General features: G+C 71.7%; 21 protein-coding genes. 3 read left to right on the top strand and 18 right to left on the bottom strand.

Going from position 1 to position 23,755, the window contains the following annotated elements:
• Window positions 1–10 precede the first annotated feature (10 nt).
• The gene (locus DEJ20_RS02885) at window positions 11–1,063 is read right to left on the bottom strand and encodes a serine/threonine-protein kinase (RefSeq protein WP_110864242.1); all 1,053 of its coding nucleotides are present in this window, start codon (window positions 1,061–1,063) and stop codon (window positions 11–13) included.
• A 198-nt stretch (window positions 1,064–1,261) separates the two neighbouring features.
• On the opposite strand from DEJ20_RS02885, the gene DEJ20_RS02880 reads away from it, so the two are divergent.
• The gene (locus DEJ20_RS02880; protein ID WP_111234851.1) at window positions 1,262–1,465 is read left to right on the top strand and encodes a hypervirulence associated TUDOR domain-containing protein; all 204 of its coding nucleotides are present in this window, start codon (window positions 1,262–1,264) and stop codon (window positions 1,463–1,465) included.
• Window positions 1,466–1,468: 3 nt separating this feature from the next.
• Here the strand turns inward: DEJ20_RS02880 and DEJ20_RS02875 are convergent, their stop codons facing one another.
• On the bottom strand, window positions 1,469–2,239 hold the full coding sequence (locus DEJ20_RS02875) for a DedA family protein (protein ID WP_258377115.1): 771 nt from the start codon (window positions 2,237–2,239) through the stop codon (window positions 1,469–1,471).
• Window positions 2,240–2,290: 51 nt separating this feature from the next.
• Window positions 2,291–3,454 carry an ROK family transcriptional regulator gene (locus DEJ20_RS02870; RefSeq protein WP_181431488.1) on the bottom strand — a complete coding sequence of 388 codons (1,164 nt, stop codon included), beginning with the start codon at window positions 3,452–3,454 and terminating at the stop codon, window positions 2,291–2,293.
• A gap of 50 nt (window positions 3,455–3,504) precedes the next feature.
• Here DEJ20_RS02870 and DEJ20_RS02865 point away from each other — a divergent pair, with 50 nt between their 5' ends.
• The gene (locus DEJ20_RS02865) at window positions 3,505–5,202 is read left to right on the top strand and encodes a beta-N-acetylhexosaminidase (RefSeq protein WP_111234849.1); all 1,698 of its coding nucleotides are present in this window, start codon (window positions 3,505–3,507) and stop codon (window positions 5,200–5,202) included.
• Between the two features lie 61 nt (window positions 5,203–5,263).
• Window positions 5,264–6,298 carry a UDP-N-acetylglucosamine 4,6-dehydratase family protein gene (locus DEJ20_RS02860; protein WP_111234848.1) on the top strand — a complete coding sequence of 345 codons (1,035 nt, stop codon included), beginning with the start codon at window positions 5,264–5,266 and terminating at the stop codon, window positions 6,296–6,298.
• A gap of 97 nt (window positions 6,299–6,395) precedes the next feature.
• On the opposite strand, the gene DEJ20_RS02855 is transcribed toward DEJ20_RS02860, so the two are convergent.
• The 15 genes from DEJ20_RS02855 to DEJ20_RS02785 form a co-directional block, all read right to left on the bottom strand.
• Window positions 6,396–8,483: a PTS fructose transporter subunit IIABC gene (locus tag DEJ20_RS02855; protein ID WP_111234847.1), complete on the bottom strand. Its 2,088-nt coding sequence runs from the start codon at window positions 8,481–8,483 to the stop codon at window positions 6,396–6,398.
• Between the two features lie 79 nt (window positions 8,484–8,562).
• Window positions 8,563–9,558 carry a 1-phosphofructokinase family hexose kinase gene (locus DEJ20_RS02850; RefSeq protein ID WP_111234846.1) on the bottom strand — a complete coding sequence of 332 codons (996 nt, stop codon included), beginning with the start codon at window positions 9,556–9,558 and terminating at the stop codon, window positions 8,563–8,565.
• On the bottom strand, window positions 9,555–10,343 hold the full coding sequence (locus DEJ20_RS02845; RefSeq protein ID WP_071404329.1) for a DeoR/GlpR family DNA-binding transcription regulator: 789 nt from the start codon (window positions 10,341–10,343) through the stop codon (window positions 9,555–9,557). The genes DEJ20_RS02850 and DEJ20_RS02845 overlap by 4 nt, the downstream gene beginning before the upstream one ends.
• Window positions 10,344–10,455: 112 nt before the next feature.
• A complete protein-coding gene (locus DEJ20_RS02840; RefSeq protein ID WP_258377114.1) occupies window positions 10,456–11,343 on the bottom strand; it encodes a carbohydrate ABC transporter permease in 888 nt (295 codons plus the stop codon).
• On the bottom strand, window positions 11,340–12,368 hold the full coding sequence (locus tag DEJ20_RS02835; protein WP_111234845.1) for a carbohydrate ABC transporter permease: 1,029 nt from the start codon (window positions 12,366–12,368) through the stop codon (window positions 11,340–11,342). The genes DEJ20_RS02840 and DEJ20_RS02835 overlap by 4 nt, the downstream gene beginning before the upstream one ends.
• Before the next feature lie 3 nt (window positions 12,369–12,371).
• Window positions 12,372–13,697, bottom strand: coding sequence for a sugar ABC transporter substrate-binding protein (locus DEJ20_RS02830; RefSeq protein WP_220034972.1), 1,326 nt, complete (start codon window positions 13,695–13,697; stop codon window positions 12,372–12,374).
• Window positions 13,698–13,984: 287 nt separating this feature from the next.
• A complete protein-coding gene (locus DEJ20_RS02825; RefSeq protein ID WP_181431487.1) occupies window positions 13,985–15,172 on the bottom strand; it encodes an ABC transporter permease in 1,188 nt (395 codons plus the stop codon).
• Window positions 15,169–15,879, bottom strand: a complete 711-nt coding sequence (locus DEJ20_RS02820; protein ID WP_111234843.1) for an ABC transporter ATP-binding protein — start codon at window positions 15,877–15,879, stop codon at window positions 15,169–15,171. The genes DEJ20_RS02825 and DEJ20_RS02820 overlap by 4 nt, the downstream gene beginning before the upstream one ends.
• Window positions 15,876–17,003: a peptidoglycan-binding protein gene (locus DEJ20_RS02815; RefSeq protein ID WP_111234842.1), complete on the bottom strand. Its 1,128-nt coding sequence runs from the start codon at window positions 17,001–17,003 to the stop codon at window positions 15,876–15,878. The genes DEJ20_RS02820 and DEJ20_RS02815 overlap by 4 nt, the downstream gene beginning before the upstream one ends.
• The gene (locus tag DEJ20_RS02810; RefSeq protein ID WP_111234841.1) at window positions 17,000–17,518 is read right to left on the bottom strand and encodes a hypothetical protein; all 519 of its coding nucleotides are present in this window, start codon (window positions 17,516–17,518) and stop codon (window positions 17,000–17,002) included. Before DEJ20_RS02810 ends, DEJ20_RS02815 begins: the two co-directional genes overlap by 4 nt.
• Window positions 17,515–18,723, bottom strand: a complete 1,209-nt coding sequence (locus tag DEJ20_RS02805) for a sensor histidine kinase (protein WP_111234840.1) — start codon at window positions 18,721–18,723, stop codon at window positions 17,515–17,517. The genes DEJ20_RS02810 and DEJ20_RS02805 overlap by 4 nt, the downstream gene beginning before the upstream one ends.
• Window positions 18,720–19,373 carry a response regulator transcription factor gene (locus tag DEJ20_RS02800; protein ID WP_111234839.1) on the bottom strand — a complete coding sequence of 218 codons (654 nt, stop codon included), beginning with the start codon at window positions 19,371–19,373 and terminating at the stop codon, window positions 18,720–18,722. Before DEJ20_RS02800 ends, DEJ20_RS02805 begins: the two co-directional genes overlap by 4 nt.
• Before the next feature lie 45 nt (window positions 19,374–19,418).
• The gene (locus DEJ20_RS02795) at window positions 19,419–19,973 is read right to left on the bottom strand and encodes a DUF2231 domain-containing protein (protein ID WP_071404319.1); all 555 of its coding nucleotides are present in this window, start codon (window positions 19,971–19,973) and stop codon (window positions 19,419–19,421) included.
• Window positions 19,974–20,047: 74 nt separating this feature from the next.
• Entirely contained in the window at window positions 20,048–22,216 is a 2,169-nt protein-coding gene (locus tag DEJ20_RS02790; RefSeq protein ID WP_111234838.1) for an ATP-dependent Clp protease ATP-binding subunit, read from the bottom strand.
• A gap of 53 nt (window positions 22,217–22,269) precedes the next feature.
• On the bottom strand, window positions 22,270–23,688 hold the full coding sequence (locus tag DEJ20_RS02785) for an MFS transporter (protein WP_111234837.1): 1,419 nt from the start codon (window positions 23,686–23,688) through the stop codon (window positions 22,270–22,272).
• Between the last annotated feature and the right edge of the window lie 67 nt (window positions 23,689–23,755).

The following is a 23,755-nucleotide window of genomic DNA, read 5'->3' as shown; positions in this document are numbered from 1 at the left end:
GCCAGAGGGGTCAGTGCAGGGCGCCCGCGACGTAGGCGGCCACGCAGGCCGCGGTGACGCCGAAGGCCGCGAAGGACCCGACCAGGACGTTCCGCCGACGCCAGCGACGCACCGCCGAGAACGTGCCGCGCTTGGCGTGCCGGTGCGCGGCGCGGTGCATGCGGTGGTCGCGCTGGTGCTTGACGCGTTCCGGACCGAGCGGCACCGGGCCGGTGATCTGGGTGGAGCCGCCGCGCAGCGCGTTGGCGATGGCGACCGCCGTGGGTCGGCGCTCCGGGTCGCGGGCCGTCATCCGGCTGAGCAGCTCGCGCCACTCGTCGGCGACGTCGTCCGGGACCTCCGGGTCGCGGCGGAGCCGGGCGAGTGCGGCCTCGATGAGGGTGCCCGAGTACTCCTGCTTGCCGGTCAGCGCCTCGAGCAGGACGAGCCCGAGCGAGTACACGTCGGTGGCGAAGCTGATCGGTTCGCCGGCGACCTGCTCCGGGCTGAGGTAGGCGGCGGTGCCGATGACGGTGCCGTCGTTCGTCAGGCGGGAGCCGTCGACGAAGTGGGCGACGCCGAAGTCGGTGAGCTTGACCGTGCGGGCGAACCCGGACGAGCCCTCGTCGCTGATCAGGATGTTGGCGGGCTTGACGTCGCGGTGCACGATGCCGCGGGAGTGCACGTAGGCCAGGGCGTCGGCGAGCTGCGCACCGAGGTCGGCCACCTCGTAGTTGTGCAGGGCGCCCTCGGACAGGCGGCGGAGCAGCGTCGTGTCGGCGATGAGCTCCATCACGATGAACCGGTGCGGGCCGTCCTCGAACTCGTGGGTGCCGGCGTCGTACAGCGGGATGAGGCCCGGGTGGGAGAGCATGCTGAGCAGCCGGATCTCGCGCTCCTGGCGGACACGGTCGGCGGTGGTCATCTTGTCCGGGGTCGCGAAGAGCTTCACGGCCACGGCCCGGTACGTGTGCTCGTCACGGGCTTCGTAGACGGATCCCATGCCGCCGGTGCCGATGAGCTTCACGAGCCGGTACCGCGCAGAGAGGACGGTGTCCGCCCGCGCGCTGTCCAGCAGGGTCATGGTGTCCGTCGTCCCGTCCGGAGCCCGTGGTTCCGCGGCCGCTGCCGGCGTGTGGGCTCAGGGGAAACGGTACGCGTCCGACTCTCGATCCGCATGGCCGTTACGACATCGTGATCGCCGTACTTCCCTGAGTTCCCGGGGATCGACGGGGTACAGTCCGACCTCCACCAGGACGAAGAATCGCGCAAGGAGGACAGCATGGCGTTGTCGAAGGGTGACGAGGTGCACTGGAACACTTCGCAGGGCACGACGACCGGCACGCTCGTGCGGAAGCGGACGAGCGACTTCGAGTTCGACGGGCAGCACTTCAAGCCGACCGACGACGACCCGTACTGGATCGTCGAGTCGGAGAAGAGCGGCAAGCAGGCCGCCCACAAGGAGTCGGCGCTGACGAAGGCCTGAGGCTCAGTCGCGGGCGGGCTCGGCGCGACGACGACCCCGGGCACCGCCCACGGCAGGGCTGCCGGCGTCGTCGTCGTGGTCGTCGGGGCCGCCCGTACGCCGCTCGGCGCGGACACGGCGGACCCGGCGCACGACGAAGGTCACCACGACCGCGGCGATCGCGACGTAGAGCACGCGGTCGATCCACTCGGTGTACGCCTCGACCTGGTCGTACTGCGACCCGAACGCGGCACCGAGCAGCACGAGTGCGCTGTTCCAGATGCCGCTCGCGATGATCGTGAACACCGAGAACGTGCCGAGGTGCATGCGGTCGGCGCCGGCCGGCAGCGAGATGAGGCTGCGGACGATCGGGACGAACCGGCCGAAGAACACCGCGCTCTTGCCGTGCCGGTGGAACCAGCCGGCCGCCTTCCGGAAGTCGTCCTCGTCGACGAGGGGCAGCTTGCCGAACCACCGCGTGGTGCGTTCGAACCCGATCTTCGCGCCGAGCCAGTACAGCACCAGCGCCCCGAGGTACGACCCGATCGTCGCCAGCACCAGGACCAGCACGAGGTTCATCTGGCCGGCGCCCGCGAGGAACCCGGCCAGCGGCAGGATGACCTCGGACGGGATGGGCGGGAACACCGTCTCGACGAAGAGCATCAGCCCGACGCCCCACTCCCCCAGGGCGTCGATCAGCTGCAGCACCAGGCCGGAGAGTCCCCCGAGGTCCGACGGAGCGGTGGAGTCGCCACTGGCGACGGTCATGGCACGGGTGGTCACGGCAGTCGTCATGCCCCCAGCATCCCTGAACGCCCTGTCAGGACCCGGCACGCTCCCTGGGTGTCAGCCGAGTCCCATGTGAGCGGACCGGACGTGCGCGAGCGACCGCGCGAGTGCGCCCCACGCGACGGCGTCGCGACCGACGGTCGACGGGGCGAACGCCACCGGGTGCCGGAGCTGTGGCGTGACGATCTCGTCGAGCGCGGCGCAGAACACCTCGGCAGCCGGCAGGACCTCGCCACCGACGACGACGACCTCGGGGTCGATCGTCGTCACGAGCTGCACGACGCCGGGTGCCACGTCGGCGGCGAACGCGCGGACGGTCTCGACTGCCGACACCGAGCCCTGCGCGGCCGCTGCGATGACGGACTCGAGGTCCGTGTCGGACGGGATCCGGGCCTCCAGGCGGGCGGGCGCGGCGGGCCAGCCGGTCGAGGCGATACCGCCCATCTCACCGGCGGCACCACGCGCACCGCGCGCCAACGAGCCGTCGACCACCAGCGCGGCACCGATCTGCCGACCCATGACCAGGTACAGGCCGTCCCGGACGCCGTGGAACCGCCCCCACCGCGCCTCGGCCGTGGCGGCCAGCTTCGCGTCGTTGTCGAAGAAGGTGGCGACCCCGGGGAAGAGGTCCTGGATCCGACCGGGCACCCGTCGCTCGACCCACTCCGGCACCGCGACCGTGTAGTCGATCGCGCCGTCGCGGTCGACGACCGCCGGGACCCCGAACGTGGCGCCGAGCACCGGCGCGCCACCGGCGGGGCCGCCGACCGTGCCACCGACGGGCGACGTCAGCCGACGGACGACGTCCTGCACGCTCGACCAGGCCTGTTCGGCGTCGGCGAGGTCGGTGTAGCGCTCCTCGACCCGGGCGAGCGTGACGCCGCGCAGGTCCGCGCGCACGCCGACGATCCCGTGCAGGCCGAGGTCCACGCCGAGCACGGAGCCGGCCGACGCGTCCGCCGCGAAGCGCTTGGCCCGACGACCGGCCTTGTTCGGGGTCGCGATGGCCTCGGCCTCGGTCACCCACCCCTCGTCGACCAGGTCGGCGAGCGCCGCCTCGACCGTGGGGCGGGAGAGTCCGACCGTGCGCCCGAGCTCGGTGACCGTGCGGGAGACGTCGTCGCGCAGGAGCTCGTCGAGGATGGCCCGCGAGTTCATCTGCCGCAGGACGCCCGGGGTCGTCCCGACGGCGCCCGGGGTCGTTGACACGGTCTGCTGCACGGCCATAGCCTCCACATTACGAAAGATCATTGAGGAATGGTGGCTCCGACATGCTCGTCCCACGACCGCGCCGCACCGCTCCCGGTGTCGGGGCCTTCGAGATCACCCCGTCGACCCGGATCGCCGCCGACCCGGCGAGCGAGTCCGTCCGACTGTACCTGCAGCAGACCCTGCGGGGATCGACCGGGCTGCCGGTGCGGGACGCCCTCGACGACACGGCACCGGGGACCGGCACGATCACGCTGCGCGTCGCCGACGACCCGTCCCTGCCCGCGGGCCCGACGACGCCGGAGGGCGACCGGGCGGAGTCGTTCCGCCTCACGGTGACGCCGGACGGCGTCGACGTCGTCGGCGGCTCGCCCGCCGGGGTCTTCTACGGCGTGCAGGCCCTGCTGCAGCTGCTGCCCCCGGACGTGTACCGCAGCGGCCGGGTCGCGACCGGTCCGTGGTCCGTCCCCGCCGTGGTCGTCGAGGACGCCCCCGCCTTCGCCTGGCGTGGCGTGATGCTCGACGTCGCCCGGCACTTCCGGACGAAGCACGAGGTCATGCGGGTGGTCGACCAGCTCGCCGCGCACCGGATCAACCGCCTGCACTTCCACCTCACCGAGGACCAGGGGTGGCGCATCGAGATCCGGAAGTACCCGCGCCTCACCGAGGTCGGGTCCTGGCGTCGGGAGTCCCAGGTCGGCGCGCACGTCCCCGGGCCGGACGGCACACTCGTCGTCGCCGGGTTCGACGGCCGCCCGCACGGCGGGTACTACACGCAGGACGACATCCGCGAGATCGTGGCGTACGCGGCCGACCGGTTCGTCACCGTCGTCCCCGAGATCGAGACCCCCGGGCACGTCCGCGCGGCGCTGGCGGCCTACCCGTCGCTCGGCGTCACGGGCGAACCGGTCGAGGTGTGGACGGAGTGGGGCATCGCCGACGACGTCCTGAACGCCGAGGACGCCACGATCGACTTCTTCAAGGACGTCCTCGACGAGGTCATCGCGCTCTTCCCCTCCGGCTACATCGGCATCGGCGGCGACGAGTGCCCGAAGGTGCAGTGGGAGACCGACCCGCGCACCCAGGAGCGCATCCGCGAGCTCGGACTGCAGGACGAGGAACAGCTGCAGGCCTGGATCATCGGCCAGCTCGCCGCACACGTCGAGTCGCACGGCCGGCGGGCGTTCGGGTGGGACGAGATCCTCGAGGGCGGCACGCTCGACCCCTCGGCGACCGTGGTCTCCTGGCGCGGGCTGACGGGCGCGCGGACCGCCGCCCGCCGCGGGCACGACGTCATCTCGTCGCCGGACGACCAGGTGTACCTCGACTACCGCCAGAGCGACCTGTCGACCGAGCCGATCCCGGTGTCGATCGTGCTCACCGTCGACGACGTCTTCGCCTTCGACCCGGTGCCGTCTGGGCTCACCGACGCCGAGCGCACCCACGTCATCGGCGGCCAGGGCAACATGTGGACGGAGCACGTCGACACCGCCCGTCGGCTCGACTACCAGCTCTTCCCCCGTGTCGCCGCCCTCGCCGAGGCACTGTGGTCGGCCGACACCACCGGGCCGCGCGACCTCGCCGAGTTCCGCGGACGCCTGGCCGAGCACACCGCCCGGCTCGAGGCCATGGGCATCGAGTACCGGCACGAGGCGGGCCCGTTCCCGTGGGAGCAGCGACCGGGCATCCCGGGGCGCCCGCACTCGCGGGAGGAGCGTGCGGCGTACATCGACGCGGTGACGGCGAACATCGCCGACTGACCAATTGACATTTCACATGTGAAAGGTTCACACTGGGGAGGACTTCACGGAGGAGACCCCCATGCCACAGCGCAGCATCCCCGGCCTCGACGGGCTCGACATCGACGCACTGATCGGGGATCGACAGCCCGAGGCCGAGCTCGAGATCACCGTCGACTTCGTCCGGGGCCGGTCGGTGCTGATCACGGGCGCCGGCGGCTCGATCGGCAGTGAACTCTGCCGACAGCTCGTCCGGTTCGAGCCGGCGGAGATCATCATGCTCGACCGCGACGAGACCGCCCTGCAGCAGGTGCAGGTCTCCGTGGACGGTCACGGGCTGCTGGACACGAAGAACGTCGTCCTCGCCGACATCCGCGACGCCGACGCCATCCGCGACATCATGCTCAGCCGCCGGCCCGACGTCGTCTTCCACGCCGCGGCGCTGAAGCACCTGCCGATGCTCGAGCAGTACCCGGACGAAGGCTGGAAGACGAACGTCCTCGGCACCCTGAACGTCCTCCGGGCCGCTGCTGCCGCGGGCGTGGGGACGCTCGTGAACATCTCGACCGACAAGGCCGCGAACCCGACGAGCGTGCTCGGATCGACCAAGCGCATCGCCGAGCGGTTGACCGCCTGGACCGCCGCCGACACGGGCCACGACTACGTGTCGGTCCGGTTCGGCAACGTCCTCGGCAGCCGTGGCTCGATGCTCCCGCTCTTCGCGGAGCTGATCCGTGCCGGACGACCCCTCACCGTCACCCACCCCGACGCCACCCGCTACTTCATGTCCATCCCCGAGGCGTGCCACCTCGTGATCCAGTCCGCTGCGATCGCCCACCCCGGCGAGGTCCTCGTGCTCGACATGGGCGCCCCGGTCCGGATCCTCGACATCGCACGGCGCATGCTCCAGGCCACCGGGAGCCCGTCCGACATCGTGTTCACGGGCCTGCGGGCGGGCGAGAAGCTGCACGAGGACCTCATCGGACGCGGCGAGACCGAACGTCGTCCCGTGCACCCGAAGATCACCCACACGTCGGTCGCGCCGATCGCACCGTGCGACGTCGACGAGTGCGTCCCCGGTCAGGTCGACCCGTCGGCGCTCGCGATGGCCGCCTGACCGACGCACGTCCGGCCCGCAACGCGACCGGACGACGGACGGGAGGCCCGGTGCCAGCTTGGCACCGGGCCTCCCGTCCGTAGTGTGCGGGGGTCGACTACGCAGCGACCGGCGCGCGCTGCCCCACCGTCTCGCCGGCCACGGCAGCCTCGCTGCCCGCAGCAGCCTCGTCGACGGGGCGACGACGGACCCACTTCTTCAGGGCGACGAGCACACCGGCCGAGATGAACGCACCGAGCACGACCGCCCCGAGCCAGGCCCAGAAGTTGCCGATGGCGAAGAACACGAACACGCCACCGTGCGGCGCCCGCGACGTCACGCCGACCGCCATCGAGATCGCACCGGTGACCGCAGCCCCGACCATCGACGCGGGGATGACGCGGAGCGGGTCGGCTGCGGCGAACGGGATCGCACCCTCCGAGATGAAGGAGAGGCCAAGCAGGTAGGCAGCCTTGCCGTTCTCCCGCTCCGGCTTCGTGAAGCCCTTGCGGTAGAAGAGCGTCGAGGCGAGCGCCATCGCGAGCGGCGGCACCATGCCGGCACCCATCACGGCGGCCATGATCTCGAACGGCACCGTGTTGCTCGCGGTCCCGGCACCGAGCCCGGCGACGGCGAACGCGTACGCCACCTTGTTGACCGGGCCGCCGAGGTCGAACGCCATCATCAGCCCGAGGATGATCCCGAGCAGGACGGCCGAGGCACCCGACAGGGAGTTGAGCCAGGCGGTGAGCTCGGTCATGACCCAGGCGATCGGGCCACCGAGCACCAGGAGCATGAGGCCCGAGGCGATGATCGATGCGAACAGCGGGATGATCACGACCGGCATCAGGCCACGCAGCCAGCGCCAGGTCGGGATGCGCCCGATCCAGTACGCGGCGGCACCGGCGATGAGGCCGCCGACCAGACCACCGAGGAACCCGGCGTTCATGAACACGGCGATGGACCCGGCCACGAAGCCCGGTGCGATGCCCGGGCGGTCGGCGATGGCGTAGGCGATGTACCCGGCGAGTGCTGCGACCAGGAACCCGAGCGACACGGAGCCGATCTGGAACGCGGCGGCGCCGAGGTAGTAGCCGAGGCCCTCCGGCGGCAGGTTCAGCAGGGTGTAGTTCGTGAGCGTGAAGACGGCGTTGTTCTGCCCCGAGTCACCGTGGGTCAGCGCGATGCCGTACCCGGAGAGCAGGAAGCCGAGCGCGATGAGGAGCCCGCCACCGGCGACGAACGGGATCATGTAGCTGACGCCGGTGAGCAGCCAGCGCTTGAGCGCCTGCCCGAAGTGCTCGTTCGACTTGTTCGTCTCGCCCTCGACGGCGGCACCGCCCTGCACGCGTGCGGCGTGCGGGTCCTCCGAGGCGCGGATCGCCTCGGCGATCATCTTGTCGGGCTCGTCGACACCGCGCTTGACGGGTCCGGACACGAGCGGCTTGCCGGCGAACCGACCGCGGTCGCGGACGTCGACGTCGACCGCGAACACGACGGCGTCGGCACGGGCGATGAGGGCCGGGTCGAGGGGTTCGACCTGCGAGGACCCCTGCGTCTCGATGTGCATCTCGGCACCGGCACGCTGGGCGGCGGCGACGAGGGCGTCGGCCGCCATGTAGGTGTGCGCGATGCCGGTCGGGCAGGCGGTGACGCCGACGAAGACCTTGCGGCCCGCCTCCGGCGCGGTGGCCGGTTCGGAGGCACCACTCGCCTTCCCGACGCCTGCCTCGGCCACTTCGCCGCTCACCTCGTCGTCGACCAACCGGACGATCTCGTCGGGGGTGGTCGCGGCACGGAGCGCGGCCGTGAAGTCCTCGCGGATGAGCGCGCGGGCCAGGGTCGAGAGGACCGTCAGGTGATCCTTGTCCGCCCCCTCGGGCACGGCGATCATGAAGACGATGTCGGCGTCGCCGTCCGGGGCGCCGAACGGCACCTTCCGGGCCAGGCGCGAGAACGCCAGCGTCGGCTCGGACACCGACGCCGACCGGGCGTGCGGGATGGCGATGCCACCGGGGACGCCCGTTCCGACGCTCGCCTCGCGCTTGATGGCGTCGTCGGCGAGCGTGGCACCGTCGGCGGCGCGGCCGGTCGCGGCGACGCGATCGGCGAGCACCCGGATGACGTCGGTCGACGTGGCGCCGAGGTCCTCGTCGAGGCCGACGAGCTGTGCGCTGATGAGGCGCGGACTCGGGTCTGCGGACATGTGCTTGCTCCTTCGCAATGGCGCTGATCGCGCGGTGGTGCAGGTGTTCGTGGGGTGGTCGGGCGGGGTGGGGAGGGGATCAGGCGGGTTCGGGGGCCGGGTGCGTGTCGAGCACCCGGACGGAGACCGCCGTCGGGTCGGTGTGGTCGAGTGCCGGCACGTCGCTGCCGGGCAGGGCTGCGGCCGCGGCACCGGTGGCGACGGCCTGTGCGAGACGCTGCTCGGGTGCGGCTCCGGCGACCTCGGCGAGCAGGTAGCCGGCGAGGGAGGAGTCCCCCGCGCCGACCGTCGACCGGGCGACGATCTTCGGTGCAGCGGCGGCGAACGCGCCCTCGTCGGAGACCAGCACGGCGCCGGCGCTGCCCAGGGTGAGTAGCACGGTGCCGACGTTCTTCCGCCGCAGCCGCTGGGCTCCGGCCACCGCGGCGTCGAGGTCGCGCTCGTACTCCTCGGGGTCGCCGCCGACGACCTCGGCGAGTTCCTCGGCGTTCGGCTTCACCAGGTCGATCCGTTCGCCCGACTGCAGCAGCGCGGTGAACGGCACCCCGGACGAGTCGACGGCGACCCGGACGTCGGCACCGTGGCGGGCACGGACAGCGCGGACGAGCACGGCGAGTGCGTCGTCGGGCAGACCGGGCGGCAGCGACCCGGCGACCACGACCCAGCGTGCGGCGGGGCCGGTGGCGGTCGCAGCGGCGGTGTCGGCGACCAGGGCGGCGAGGTCGTCGAGGCGGCCGGCGAGCGAGGGGCCGGGTTCGTTGAGCTTCGTCGTGGTGCCGGTCGGTTCGGTCACGGTGACGTTCGAGCGGAGGGGCGCCCCGATCGCCAGCGCGGCCGTCGGGATGCCGCGGGTGGCCAGGCCGAGCAGCACCGGGTCGAGCTCGTCGCCGGGCAGGACGGCGACGGTGTCCCCACCGCTCGCGACGACCACGCGGGAGACGTTGACGCCCTTGCCGCCGGGTTCCGCGGTGGACCGGGTCGCACGCTGGACGGCGCCGCGCTGCAGTTCGCCGGCGAGCTCGATCGTGCGGTCGAGGGACGGGTTCGGGGTGACCGTGACGATGCGGGCGTTCATGCGACGACCACCTCGACGTCGGCGTCGGCGAGCGCGCCGGCGAGGTCGGCCGGGGGCTGTTCGTCGGTGACGAGCGTGTCGATCTCGTCCAGGCGCGCGAACCGCATCAGGGCCTCCACGCCGTGCTTGGCGGCGTCGGCGAGCACCACGGCCCGTCGGGCGGCGAGCACGTAGGCGCCCTTCACGGCGGCCTCGTACTCGTCCGGGGTGCTCAGACCGAAGCCGGCGGACAGGCCGTTCGTGCCGATGAACGCCACGTCGGGCCGGAGCGCGCCGATCTGCTCGACGGTGGCCGTGCCGACCGCCGCGCTCGTGACCCCACGCACGCGGCCGCCGAGCAGGTGCAGTTCGAGGTGCTCGCTGTGCTGCAGGGTCGCGGCGATCGGCACCGAGTTCGTGATGACGGTGATCGTCGAGCCGGCGACCTCGGGCTCCCAGCGGGCGAGTTCGGAGGCGACGGCGGCGCAGGTGGTGCCGGCGTCGAGGGCGATCGAGCCGGTGAAGGTCGGGGGCACCAGGCGCATCGCGGCGCGGGCGATCGCGGACTTCGCGGTGCCGTGCTGCCCCTCGCGCTCGGCGACGCTGAGTTCGACGACGCTCGAGCGGCCGACGGGGACCGCTCCCCCGTGCACCCGGCGCAGGACCCCGGCGGACTCGAGCGCGTCGAGGTCACGGCGCACGGTCTCGGTGGTGACGTCGAAGTGCTCGGCCAGACCGGCGACCGACACACGACCGGCGGACTGCAGCTCGGCGGCGATGGCGGTGTGCCGCTCGGTTGCGTACATGCCCGAACTCCTTCGTTCCGTTGGGTTTCGAGCACTGTACGTCTGAAACCCACAAGAACGCAACCGTTCCGTCATGCAACCAACACGTCCACAGGTGCTGGTCGTCCGACCGCTACCCCTTCACGGCACCCGCCGTCATCCCGCTGACCAGCCGGCGCTGCACGATGAGGAAGAACACCACGACGGGGATCGAGAACAGCACGCTCGCCGCCATCAGCCCGCCGAAGTCGGTGCCCTTGTTCGTCGAGAACCCGGCGAGCCAGACCGGCAGCGTGTACATCCCCTGGTCCTTGAGCATCACGTACGTGATCAGGTAGTCGTTCCACGCCGCGATGAACGCGAACACGCTCGTTGCGATGACCCCGGGCATGACGAGCGGGAACAGCACGCTCCACAGGATCCGGAAGGTGCCGGCGCCGTCCACCTTCGCCGCCTCTTCGATCTCGACGGGGACGGCCACGAAGAAGCCGCGCATCACCCAGATCGAGAAGGGCAGCACGCTCGCCACGTACGCCAGGATCAGCCCGACGTAGCTGTTCAGCAGCCCGAGGGTCTGGAACGACAGGAACAGCGGGATGAGCAGTGCGCCCGACGGGATCATCTGCACGAACAGGATCGCGACCAGGATCGCCCGGCGGCCGCGGAACCGGAACCGCGACAGAGCCGCCGACGCCAGGAACCCGACGACGATCGACAGCAGCACGGCCGCCACCACGACGATGGTGGAGTTCCGCAGGTAGACCAGGAAGCCCTCCTGCGTGAGCGCCCGCGTGAAGTTGTCGAGCGTCGGGTGCAGCGGCGCCCAGATCGGGGTCATCGTGGTGACCTCGTCGGCGGGCTTGAAGGCCGTGTTCACCATCCAGTAGATCGGGAACACCCAGACCAGGCAGAACACCACGGCGATGGTGTTCGCGACGATGCGCGGCTTGCGTTTGCGCACCCGCACGGGGCCCGGCGCGGAGACGCTGCCCGCACGGGGCGCCGTTCTCGAGACGGTCACAGGTCCTCCTCACCGCTGCGGACGAGCCGGCGGATGTAGTAGCTGGTGAGCACCCCGAGGATCAGGGTCGAGATCACGGCGATCGCCGCGCCCTGCCCGTAGGCGTTGGACACGAACGACTGCACGAAGGTCCAGATGCCGAGGGTCAGCGTGGCCTCCTCCGGTCCGCCGCGGGTGAGCAGCCAGATCTGGTTGAAGACGTTGAAGTCCCAGATCACCGACAGGATCGACACGAGCAGCAGCGTCGGCGCGAGTGCCGGCAGCGTGATCGCGCGGTACATCGTCCACACCGAGGCCCCGTCGAGCGCACCGGCCTCGTAGTACTCCGGCGCGATCTGGGACTGCGCGGCGTACAGCGTCAGCGCCACGAACGGCACGGCCTGCCAGATGACGAGCGTCAGCACGATCGTGTACGCCTGCCCCGGGTGCGAGGCCCAGTTGTCCTGCGTGTGGTCCCCGAACACCCGCAGCTGCGTGATGAGCCAGTTGAGCACGCCGTAGAACGGCTGGAAGAGCCACTGCCAGACCAGGCTCGAGGCCACGTTCGGCATCGCCCAGGCCAGCACGAGCACGACACTGACGATCGTGCGCATCGCGACCCCGAGACGGGTGAGCAGCTGCGCCACCCCCATGCCGATGACGATCGTGCCGAGGACCATCGCGCCCGTCACGAGCACGGTGCGCAGGATGACCGGCCAGAACGACGCATCCGCCAGGACGTCCGTGTAGTTCGTCAGCCCGGTGAACCCGGCCTGCCCGGTGAAGATCGCCCGCAGCCCGTAGTCCTGGAACGAGATGACGACGAGCCGGACGAGCGGGTAGACGACGAGGGCCAGGAGCAGCAGTGCCGCCGGGGCCAGCAGGACGAGCGGCGCCCGCGACCCGACCGGCGACCGACGACCCGCGCCGCGCCCACCCCGACGGGAACCCCGCGACGGCCCCTGAACCTGCCCGCCGACACCCCGCCCGCCGGTGACCGGCGCGGACTGCTCCGCGTCGGTCACCGGCTCCGCAGTGGACGTCATCGCCTACGGCTGCGCGTTCAGCGCGGTCGTGAGGTGCTTCGAGAAGCCCTCGGCGGCCTGCTCCGGCGACTTCCGGCCGGTGGCGACGTCGGCGAACATCGACTGGAACGAGGCGTCACCCTCGATGGTGGCCCAGCCCGGGGTGGCCGGGGTCGGTCGGCTCGTGCCGGCCGCCTCGAAGTACGGCTTGTGCAGCTCGTCGACGTCGCCGGCGACCGCGTCGAGCAGCTCGGTGGAGTTCGGCTCCCAGCCGTCGACCCCGAACACCTGGTCCTGCTGGAACTCCTTCGAGGTCAGGATCTTCAGGTAGTAGAGCGCGAGCTCCTGGTTCTTCGCCTTGGCCGGGATCCCCAGGTCGGAGCCACCGAGGAACACCGGCTGCGTCTTCCCCGCCGTGGACGACGGCATCGGGAACGTGCCGATGCGATCGGCGAGCTCCGGCTTCGCCGTGGTGATCGAGCCGATCTCCCAAGCGGACCCGAGGAACGCCGAGGTGTTGCCCTGTGCGAAGACGTCGCTCTGCGAGGGCTTGTCGGTGTTGATGTCCTGCGTGGACTTCGCCGAGTACGCGTTCTGGAAGTCCTTCCAGGCGGTCAGCCCCTTCACCGCGTCCGCGGAGTCGAGCGTGCCGGTCCACTTGCCGCCCTTGTCCTTGGCGATCTCGCCGCCGGCGTCCCAGACCCACTGCAGCCCGCCGTACCAGTACTGACCCGGCATGTAGAAGGCGGAGAAGTCACTGGCCGGGTTGGCGGCCTTGACCTTGTCGAGGTCGGCCGTGAGCTCGTCGTAGGTGGTCGGCACGTCGGTCACGCCGGCGTCCTTCCAGACCTTCTTGTCGTAGACCACGGCCCGGTTGCCGGCGAACAGCGGTGCCCCGTAGAGCTTGCCGTCGACGGTGGCGGGACCCTCGAGCCCGGTGAGCCAGGTCTGGCCGTCCTTGAGCTCGTCGCGGTACGGCGTCAGGTCCGTCAACCCGCCGGCTGCCGCGTAGACCGGCACCTGCGTGTTGCCGAGGTCGACGACGTCGGGGGCGTCGCTCTGTGCGAGCGCCGTGGTGAGCTTGGTGGTGATCCCGTCCCACTGCTGGGTCTGGATCTTCACCTTCGCCCCGGTGTCGGCGGTGAACTGCTTGCCGGCGGCGTCGAGCACCTTGTCGCTCAGGTCGCCGTTCATCATCCAGACGGTGATGGTCTTGCCCTTGCCATCGGGCGTGCCGATGGACTTCGTGCCGCCGTCGGAAGCGGCGTTGCTCCCGGCGGAGCACCCGGTGAGGGCGAGCGCGCCTGCGAGGGCGAGCGCACCGAGTGCGGCGAAACGCGTTCGTGTCACGATGACTCCCTTGGTCCGACCTTTATGAAAGGACGTTGCGTATTCGCAATAGAAGACCCTGCACGGCCCCTTGTCAACCGTTGGATCGGTCCCTGTGACCGCTTTCGATCCGCGTGTTTCCGGGGCATCACGGATGTCGAACAGATCGACGCAGATGCTTGACCAGGTGGTCATGACCAGGCATGATCTGCGACTCGCGTCCGGTGTGGGGAAGCGACCGCCTGGAGGCCCGGTGCCGGTCCGCCGGACCGGCACCGGGCCTCCAGTGCGGGCGTCCACCGCACGCGTCAGACGGCCGCCAGGGCGGACGTCGGCGGGATCCGCGCCGCGCGTGCCGCCGGGTAGAGCCCGGAGACCCCGCCGATCACGACCGTGGCACCGAGTCCCCCGACGACGGCCCACACCGGCAGTGCGACCGGCCAGCCCTGCGTGACGGCGAACACGACCGTCACCCCCACGCCGAGCACGACGCCGGCCACCCCTCCGAGGAACGACAGCAGCAACGACTCGACCAGGAACTGGTCGCGGATGCTCCGACGACGGGCCCCCAGCGCACGACGGACGCCCACCTCGGCGCGGCGTTCCAGGACGGTGATCACCATCGTGTTCGCCACTCCGATGCCACCGACGAGCAGCGCCACCCCGCCGATGCCGACCAGCAGCCCGGTGAAGGAGTCGTCCGTGGCGTCCTTCGCGGCCAACGCGTCCGACGGCCGTGTCACGCCGACGTCCTGCGGTGCCCCGGGTCGGACCGCACCGGCGAGCAGGTCCCTCGACCGTTCGACGTGCGCCGGGTCGACACGCGTGTAGACCGCGGTCGGGGCCCCGTCGAAGCCCAGCTGCCCGGCGAACCCCCGGGGCACGAACACCCGCGAGTCGAGGTCCTCGGCGAGCGCGACGGGGTCGAGCACCCCGACCACCTGCACCCACCGACCGCCGATCCAGACCCGGCTGTCCGGATGCAGGTCGCCCATGCCGAGGACCGCGGCCGCCCGTGCCCCCAGCACGACCTGCGGCGGCGCCCCGGCGGCGTCGTCGATCCACCGCCCGGCTGCGAGCTGTCCGCCGAGGACCCGTGGGACGTCGCCCCACGCGGCGAGCACGCCGAGGCCCTTCGTCTCGGGCGCCGGCACGCGGTCGTTCCGGTACACGCCGGTGTCCGGCACGGTGCCGACGGCCGCGGCCGACTCGACGTCGTCCTGCCGCAGCACCGACTCGAGTGCGGTGGACGGCAACGGAACCGGTTCGCCGAGGCCCTGCGCCTGGGTGAGGGTGAGCACGTTCGTGCCGAGCGTGTCGAGCACCTGGTCGACCTTCGCCTTGCTCGACGACGAGATCCCGACGACCGCGAGCATCGCCGCGATGCCGATCGCGATGCCGAGCGCCGACAGCACGACGCGACCCGGACGGGTCCGCAACCCGAAGACGCCGAGGCGGAGCAGGTCGACCGCGCCCACGGACCGACGCCGGCTCATCGGGTGACCTCGGGCTCGATCATGCCGTCGCGCATCCGGACCTGTCGTGGCAGCGACGCCGCCAGGTCGAGGTCGTGCGTGATGACCACGACCGTCGTGCCCGCCGCGTTGAGCTCGCGCAGGAGCTCGACCACCGCGGCACCGGACGCCGTGTCGAGTGCACCCGTCGGTTCGTCGGCGAGCAGGATCGTCGGGTCGCCGATGACGGCCCGCGCGATGGCGACGCGCTGGCGTTCCCCGCCGGAGAGCTGGTGCGGTCGGTGGTCCACCCGGTGCGCCAGCCCGACCCGGCCCAGGGCCTCGACCGCCAGTCGGTGCCGCTCGCGCCGGGGCACGCCCTGGTAGAGCAGGCCGTCGGCGACGTTCTCGGTGGCGGTCGCGCCGGCCTGCAGGTGGAACTGCTGGAAGACGAACCCGATGTGGTCGGCACGGAGTCCGGACAGGGCGTCGTCGGACATCGTCGCGACGTCGTTGCCGGCGATCGTCACCGTGCCGGACGTGGGACGGTCGAGGGTCCCGACGACGTTGAGCATCGTCGACTTGCCCGACCCCGACGGGCCGACGACCGCGACGAGTTCACCCGCGGTGACCTCGAGCGACACCCCGCGCAGGGCCCCGACGTCGCCGTAGGTCTTCGTGACGTCACGGAGCGACAGGACGGAGTCGGGTGGCAACACGGCGGCGGGTGGCAGCACGGCGGCGCTCATCCGGGCACCACCACGCGGTCGCCGGCGGCCAGGTCCCCCGAGACCGCGATCCGTCCGTCCGCGCTGAAGCCGGGATCGACCCGGACCCGCTCCGTCGCGCCGTCCCGCTGCACGACGTCGACGGCGTACCGACCACCGGCGCCCGCGACGAGTGCGGCGACCGGCACGGACAGGACGTCGTGCTCGGTGGTGCCCTTCGCGTCGACCTGCGCGGACGCTGCCGCGGGCAACGTGCGCTTCCCCGGGTCGAACGACACGGAGACCTCGACGGCCGTGCCGCCGTCCTCGCTCGTCGTCGGCTGCACGTCGACGACCGAACCGGGCATCGCCGCCCCGGCACCGTTCACCCGGACCTCGACGTCGGTGCCGACCGCGAGCCGTTCCGCGTCGCGCTGGGGAACGGTCGCCGTGACGACGCGCCGGGTGCTCGTGACCTGCAGGACGTCGGCCGCCGCACCCGCGCCGGCCGCCGCACCAGCGCCACCGGCCCCCGCCCCTGCGCCCGCTCCGCCGGCGATCCGCTCCCCGAGCCGCCCGTCGACCGAGGCGACCCGGACCGCGCCGTCCACGAAGGCGACGTCGGCCGCCGTCAGCACCCCGGTCACCTCGTGTCCGCGGTCCTGCTGCCACTGCCGGACGGCTCGCTCGGTCCGTGGACCGAACCGGTCGTCCACGGACACGTCGTACCCGAGCGCGGCCAGGTTCTCGTTGAGCTGCCGCACGTCGGCGCCCTGCAGCCCCCGTTCCAGGTCCCGCCAGAGCGGCACGGTGCCGTACATCGACCGGACGTCCCGCTCGTCGACGGCGTACAGGGGCCCGTCGCGTTCGATGACGTCACCGGCACGAGGCAGCCAGGTGATCGTGCCGGCGGCGGCCCCGGGGACCCCCGTCGCCGCGCCGTACCCGAGCGTCCCGGCGAAGACCTTCGAGTCGGTCAGATCGCCGCGGCTGACCGTGGCGGTGGCTCCGGTCGACGTGGTCCCGCCGCGCGATCCGCTGCTGGCCGAGGCTCCCGGACCACTCGGCACCGTGGCGAGGAGGGCCCACGTGCCGGCCCCCGCGGCCACCGCCGCGACGAGGCACACCGACACGATCGTCCGGCGTCGGACGCGCCGGTGGCTCACGACCCGGCTCCGCCCTGGACGGCCTCGAAGGCCGCGTCGGTGCAGGTGCCGGCGGCCTCGTCGAACGCCTCTTGGTCGTCGGGCTGGAACCGGCTCTGCGCCTCCTGGTCGTCCGGGTAGTCCGGGAACCCCTGCTCCCGCAGGCACTCCGCCGTCTTCCTCGCGATCTCCTCGCTGCCCGGCATCGGCTGCGCGGCCTGCGCGTCGCCGGCCGCTGCGGAGTCGTCGAGGCAGCCCTTGAGGTCCTCCTGGTACTGCTCGGGGTCGACACCGTCGGGTGCACTGAGCTGCATCGACCCGCCGCCGGCGCCGGGGTCGGGCATGTCGTAGCCGCGATCGCGCATGCACTCGGCGAGGGCGACGCCGGGTGCCGCCCCACCGGACGCCGTCGTCGTGTCGTCGTCCGGTGACGCGTCCGAGCAGCCGACCAGGAACAGGGGCAGCAGGACGACGGCCGCGGCCGCGCTCATCAGGGACCGGGTGCGCCGGGTGGTCGTCTTCGTGGTGTGGTTCATGCCTCCAGCACACCGGAACGGCTGTTTCGCCCCGCGTGCACGCCGGGTTGCACCGGCGAAACACGGACCCGGACGACCAGCCCGCCGGTCGGCCGTGCGGTGATCGACAGCTGCCACCCGTGCGCGTGCACGATGGCGGCCACGATCGACAGCCCGAGACCGCTGTGCTGCCCGCGTGCGCCGTCCGTCCCGCCGCGGCGGAACGGTTCGACGAGCAGCGCCGCCTCGTCCGCCGCGACCACCGGCCCACCGTTCTCGACGACGAAGCCGTCCGGCTCCGTGGTCACCAGGACGGCGCCGCCGGGTTCGTTGTACTCGACGGCGTTGCCGACCAGGTTGCCGAGCAGCTGCCGCAGCAGCGTCGGCTCCCCCGGTACGACCAGGCCGGGAGGCCCGGTGCGGCGCGCGTGGGTCAGCGTCACCCCCGCCTCGGCCGCGTCTCGGGCCGCCCCCGCGACGACCTCGGCGGTCACCTCGTCGAGGTCGACCGCGCGCGTCGCGCCCGCCAGGCCACGATCGGCCTCGGCGAGCACGAGCAACGACTCGACCAACCGCTCGGTCCGGCGGTTCTGCTCCAGCAGCTCCGCCCGGACCGCTCGGACGTCCGCGGGGTCGGCGTCGTCGTGCAGACCGATCTGCACCGCCGCGCGCTGCACCGCCAGGGGCGTCCGGAGTTCATGGGACGCCTGGGCGACGAACCGGCGCTGGCTCTCGAACGCGGTCTCCAGGCGGGCCAGCAGGTCGTCGATGGTGCGCGAGAGCCGCCGGAGCTCGTCGTCGGGACCGTCCAGCGCGATGCGCTCGTGCAGGTTCGACGCCGAGATGCGGTTCGTGGTCGCGGTGATCCGGTCGATGGGCCGGAGGACCCGGCGGCTGACGAGCCAGCCGATGCCCCCGGCCGCGAGCCCGGCACCCGCGATCCCGATCGCGGACCACTGCCACTGCTGCACGGCAACGAGCCGGATCACCGCCACCGCACGGTCGTCGCCGTCTCCGTCCACCTCGATCGGGGCCGGAACGGTCGTGGCACCCGGTGATCCGGACGGCGGGCGCTGCACTGCCGCGGTGTCGAGGCCGGCACCGACACCGGCCAACGACATGGTGTTCGTGAAGAGGACGACCCCGGTCGCCAGCGCCATGGCCGCGAGCGCGAACGTCAGGGCCGTCCGGGTCCGGATGCTCCAGCCCCGGGCCCACCGACTCACAGCGCGTAGCCCTGGCCGGGCACCGTCCGGATCGGGTCCGGGTCCCCGAGCTTCCGGCGGAGCTTCGACATCGTCACGCGGACCGCGGCGGTGAACGGGTCGGTGTTGACGTCCCAGACCTTCTCGAGCAGGTGCTCGGCGGAGACGATCCGACCGTCCGCGCGGAGCAGGGTCTCGAGCACCCCGAGTTCCTTCGAGGTCAGGTCGAGCGGCCGACCGTCGCGCGTGGCCATCCGCCGGTTCGTGTCGACGACGAACCCCGCACGCTCGAGCACCGGGGCGACGGGGGCGGCGCTCCGCCGACCGAGCGCGCGGACCCGGGCGACGAGTTCCGGGTACTCGAACGGCTTGGTCAGGTAGTCGTCGGCACCGAGCTCGAGCCCGTGCACACGGTCGCTCAACGTGGTCGCGGCGGTGAGCAGGAGGATCCGCGTGAGTGCGCCGCGCGCGGTGAGCCGCCGTGCGACCTCGTCGCCGTGCAGCCCGGGGACGTCACGGTCGAGCACGACGACGTCGTAGTCGTGCACCGCCAGCAGCTCGTCGGCGTCGTCGCCGCGGTAGGCGACATCCACCGCCATGTCCTGTCGGGTCAGGCCCGTCGCGACCAGGTCGGCGAGGGCCCGTTCGTCGTCCACCACGAGTACGCGCATCGATACATCACACGTGACGTACCTTTGCCGGACCTGGGAACTGGATCAGGCGTCGAACGGCACCTCACCGTGGTCACTGACGCCGGCCCGCTGCCGGTAGGACAGGTGTCCGCCGAGGTACCCGCCGACACTCACGACGGCGAGACCCGCGAAACCGAGCAGCTTGCCGGCGCCGTGGTTGCCGCGCTTCCGCTGCAGCCACGACAGGCCGTACAGCGACAGGCCGGTCCAGTTCACGGCCTGGTGCACCCATCCGGTGCGGAGCTGCTCGCGGTTCAGTTCGGACCAGTCGACGTAGCCGGCGACCGAGGCGCTGCTCGCCGAGACGACCCCGACGCCGACCAGGGTCTTGGCGGCCTTCGCGTTGCCCTTCCCGCCGACGAGGTCGAGCACCGCGGCGGAGATCCAGGCACCGAGGGGCACCTGCACCATGAGCGGGTGGATCGGGTGGCCGAACGGCACGCCGTGCAGCAGCTGGCGCAGGGCCTTCGGCTTGGCGAGGGCGTTCACGACGGCACGGTCGATGTCGACGGCCTTGTCGAGCACGCTCGCGTGCTCGACGGCGTCGGTGAGGCGACGGATCGCGCGGATCTCAGGCATGCCGTGGACGCTAGCCGAAGGGCCCGTCACCGGTCCCAGGAACCGGTGACGGGCCTCCCGTCCGTCTTGGTGGTCTACTCCTCGACGATCTCAGCCAGCTCGAAGGGCTCGACCGTCAGGCCGTCGCCGTCCGCCGCGACGTCCACCCGGACGGTGTCGCCGTCGCGGACGTCACCCGACAGGATGGCGCGTGCCAACCGGTCGTCGATCTGTCGCTGCATCAGGCGACGCAGGGGCCGCGCGCCGTACAGCGGGTCGTACCCGCGCTCCGCCAGCCAGCCGCGCGCCTCGGGGGTGACGGCGAGCTCGAGCCGGCGGTCGGTCAGACGGCGGGCCAGCCGGTCGACGTAGAGCGACACGATCTGCCCGAGGTCGTCGGCCGTCAGGGCCTGGAACACCACGATGTCGTCGAGGCGGTTGATGAACTCCGGCCGGAACGCCTGCTGCACGAGCTCACGGACCGCCTCTTCCCGCTGCGGGTCACTCAGGGACAGGTCGGTCATGAACTGCGACCCCAGGTTCGACGTCAGCACGAGGATCGTGTTCCGGAAGTCCACCGTGCGCCCCTGGCCGTCGGTCAGCCGGCCGTCGTCGAGCACCTGGAGCAGCACGTCGAACACCTCGGGGTGCGCCTTCTCGATCTCGTCGAGCAGGATCACCGAGTACGGCCGGCGGCGGACCGCCTCGGTGAGCTGTCCACCGGCCTCGTACCCGACGTACCCGGGCGGAGCACCGATCAGGCGGGCCACGGAGTGCTTCTCGCCGTACTCGCTCATGTCGATGCGGACGAGGGCCTTCTCGTCGTCGAACAGGAACTCGGCGAGCGCCTTGGCCAGCTCGGTCTTGCCGACGCCCGTCGGTCCGAGGAACAGGAACGAACCGGTCGGGCGGTCCGGGTCGGAGATGCCGGCGCGGGTGCGACGGACGGCCTCGGACACGGTGGTCACGGCGGTGCGCTGCCCGATGATCCGGCGGCCGAGCTCGCTCTCGAGGTGCAGGAGCTTCTCGGTCTCGCCCTGCAGCAGCCGGCCGAGCGGGATGCCCGTCCACTGCGCGATGACGGCGGCGATGTCCTCGTCGGTGACGCTGTCGTTCACCATCCGGTCGGCGCTCTCGGCCTGTTCGGCGGCGGCGAGCTCGGCCTCGATGCGGGGCTTCTCGCCGTACTCCAGTCGGGAGACGAGTTCGTAGTCGGCCTCGCGCTGAGCGCGCTGCGACCGCATGTTCAGGTCGTCGAGCCGCTGCTTGAGCTCACCGATGCGGTTCAGGCTCGCGCGCTCGGCCTGCCAGCGCTGCTCGAGCTCGGCCAGCCGTTCCTCGCGGGTGCGCAGCTCGTTGCGCAGGGTCTCGAGCCGGGCCTTCGAGGCGTCGTCCTTCTCCTGCTTGAGCGCGAACTCCTCGACACGCAGGCGGTCGACGTTCCGCTTGAGCTCGTCGATCTCGACCGGGCTGGAGTCGATCTCCATGCGGAGTCGGCTCGCGGCCTCGTCGATCAGGTCGATGGCCTTGTCGGGCAACTGACGGCCGGAGATGTACCGGTTCGACAGGCTCGCGGCCGCGACCAGTGCGGAGTCGTTGATCGTCACCTTGTGGTGCGCCTCGTAGCGTTCCTTGAGCCCGCGGAGGATCGCCACGGCGTCCTCGACGCTCGGCTCACCGACGTAGACCTGCTGGAAGCGTCGCTCGAGCGCGGCGTCCTTCTCGATGTACTCGCGGTACTCGTCGAGGGTCGTCGCGCCGATGAGCCGGAGCTCACCGCGGGCGAGCATCGGCTTGAGCATGTTCGATGCCGCGACGGAGCCTTCGCCGCCCCCGGCACCCATCAGGGTGTGCAGCTCGTCGATGAACGTGATGACCTGCCCGTCGGAGTCGTTGATCTCCTTGAGCACGGACTTGAGCCGCTCCTCGAACTCGCCGCGGTACTTGGCGCCGGCGATGAGGGCGGAGATGTCGAGCGAGATGAGCCGCTTGTCCTTGAGGGAGTCGGCGACGTCCCCGGCGACGATGCGCTGCGCGAGCCCCTCGACGACGGCGGTCTTGCCGACGCCGGGCTCGCCGATGAGCACGGGGTTGTTCTTGGTTCGGCGCGTCAGCACCTGGGAGACGCGTCGGATCTCGGAGTCACGTCCGATCACGGGGTCGAGCTTGCCGCTGCGGGCGATCGCCGTGAGGTCGATGCCGTACTGCTCGAGGGCGGTCTTCTGTCGTTCTTGGGAGTCAGGAGCGCCCTGGAGGTTCGCCATGCGTTCCGTCCTTTCGTTGCGGTGGTCCTGGAGTTGAGTCTACTCCACTCAACTTACGTGCGCTCCGGGACATTCCGGATCCCGACGGCGCTGACGACGGCACCGGCCGCCAGCAGGAGCGCCATCACCACCATGGCCCGGTGCAGCCCGTCGACGCTCACCTCGCCACCGAGCACCACGCCGGCCAGTGCCACCGTGACGAGTCCGGCGATCCGCGCGACCGCGTTGTTCACGGCCGAACCGGACCCGGCTTCGGACTGCGGCACCGACCCGAGCACCGCGCTCGTCAGGGGTGTGACCATCAGGGCGATGCCCACGCCGATCAGCACCAGCCCGGGGAACACCGACCACCAGTAGCCGGTCGGGTCGTCGCCGGCGAGCAGCAGCAGGAGCGCGCCGACCGCGCCCGCTGCCGGCCCGGCGGCCATGAACCATCGCGGGCCGAACCGACCCGCCGCGGACCCCACGGCGGTGGACAGCGCGAGCAGCATGATCGTCGGCGGCAGCGTCGCGAGTCCGGCGAGCCAGGCCGGGTACCGCCAGACCTCCTGCAGGAACAGCGTGACGACGAAGAACACCATGCCGAGCGCGCCGTAGATGGACAGTGTCGCGAGGTTGCCGACCGTGAAGTTCCGCGCCCGGAACAGCTCGAGCGGCACGAGCGGCGACCCCGTCGTCCGCGTCACCCGCAGTTCCCACGGCACGAACGCCACGAGCGCGGCGGCACCGAGCACGAGGGCGCCGACCACCACGGGCGCACCCCACCCCAACCGCTCCTGTTCGATGAGGCCGAGCACGACAGCGCCGACACCCACCACGGCGAGCACGGCCCCGACGACGTCGATGCGCGGGCGGACGGCGGGGTGCACGTCACCGGTGATGCGCAGGACCAGCGGGATCGTCACGGCGATCGGCACCGCGGTGAGCACGAAGACCCACCGCCACCCGATGCCGTCCACCACGAGCCCGCCCACCACGGGGCCGAGGATCGTGGCCGCGCTCGACCACGCCGTCCACGTGCCGATCGCCTTCGCCTGCGCCGCCCCGCGGAACGCCGCGACGATGAGGGCGAGTGCACTCGGCATCACGAGTGCCCCGCCGACGCCCTGCAGCGCCCGCGCGACGATGAGCACCTCGCCGGTCGGGGCGATCGCGCACACCACGGACGCGATCCCGAAGACCACGAGTCCCCACGTGATGATCCGGACGCGGCCGAACAGGTCGGACAGGCTGCCCGCGACCAGGATGAGCGAGCCGAGGGTGACCAGGTACGCGTCGACGACCCACTGCTGCACGACGAGTCCGCCCCCGAGCTCCTGCCGGATCGCGGGGAGTGCGACGTTCACGACGCTCGAGTCGAGCCCGACGACGAACGACGCCAGGATCGCCACCACCAGCACGATCCGCCGGTCGTCCCGGAGCGGCGCGACTCCGTGCGGCACGGGGGCCGGAACGGGAACGGGAGCGGTCATGTGCTCATCCTGCGGCACCGGGTAGCCCGCGGTCGATCCCGCACGACGAAGCCCCCGCGACCGAGGT

Source organism: Curtobacterium sp. MCSS17_005, assembly GCF_003234225.2.
Lineage (GTDB): Bacteria > Actinomycetota > Actinomycetes > Actinomycetales > Microbacteriaceae > Curtobacterium > Curtobacterium flaccumfaciens.
The sequence above is the reverse complement of the archived record's forward strand: the minus strand, read 5'-3'. Positions and strand labels throughout refer to the sequence as shown.

Coding starts and splice junctions, on each gene's coding strand:
- DEJ20_RS02785 (WP_111234837.1), bottom strand. CDS start 23,688: ATGACCGCTCCCGTTCCCGTTCCGGCCCCCGTGCCGCACGGAGTCGCG.
- DEJ20_RS02860 (WP_111234848.1), top strand. CDS start 5,264: ATGCCACAGCGCAGCATCCCCGGCCTCGACGGGCTCGACATCGACGCA.
- DEJ20_RS02795 (WP_071404319.1), bottom strand. CDS start 19,973: ATGCCTGAGATCCGCGCGATCCGTCGCCTCACCGACGCCGTCGAGCAC.
- DEJ20_RS02865 (WP_111234849.1), top strand. CDS start 3,505: ATGCTCGTCCCACGACCGCGCCGCACCGCTCCCGGTGTCGGGGCCTTC.
- DEJ20_RS02810 (WP_111234841.1), bottom strand. CDS start 17,518: ATGAACCACACCACGAAGACGACCACCCGGCGCACCCGGTCCCTGATG.
- DEJ20_RS02790 (WP_111234838.1), bottom strand. CDS start 22,216: ATGGCGAACCTCCAGGGCGCTCCTGACTCCCAAGAACGACAGAAGACC.
- DEJ20_RS02850 (WP_111234846.1), bottom strand. CDS start 9,558: ATGAACGCCCGCATCGTCACGGTCACCCCGAACCCGTCCCTCGACCGC.
- DEJ20_RS02855 (WP_111234847.1), bottom strand. CDS start 8,483: ATGTCCGCAGACCCGAGTCCGCGCCTCATCAGCGCACAGCTCGTCGGC.
- DEJ20_RS02800 (WP_111234839.1), bottom strand. CDS start 19,373: ATGCGCGTACTCGTGGTGGACGACGAACGGGCCCTCGCCGACCTGGTC.
- DEJ20_RS02885 (WP_110864242.1), bottom strand. CDS start 1,063: ATGACCCTGCTGGACAGCGCGCGGGCGGACACCGTCCTCTCTGCGCGG.
- DEJ20_RS02825 (WP_181431487.1), bottom strand. CDS start 15,172: ATGAGCCGGCGTCGGTCCGTGGGCGCGGTCGACCTGCTCCGCCTCGGC.
- DEJ20_RS02845 (WP_071404329.1), bottom strand. CDS start 10,343: ATGTACGCAACCGAGCGGCACACCGCCATCGCCGCCGAGCTGCAGTCC.
- DEJ20_RS02820 (WP_111234843.1), bottom strand. CDS start 15,879: ATGAGCGCCGCCGTGCTGCCACCCGCCGCCGTGTTGCCACCCGACTCC.
- DEJ20_RS02875 (WP_258377115.1), bottom strand. CDS start 2,239: ATGACGACTGCCGTGACCACCCGTGCCATGACCGTCGCCAGTGGCGAC.
- DEJ20_RS02835 (WP_111234845.1), bottom strand. CDS start 12,368: ATGACGTCCACTGCGGAGCCGGTGACCGACGCGGAGCAGTCCGCGCCG.
- DEJ20_RS02880 (WP_111234851.1), top strand. CDS start 1,262: ATGGCGTTGTCGAAGGGTGACGAGGTGCACTGGAACACTTCGCAGGGC.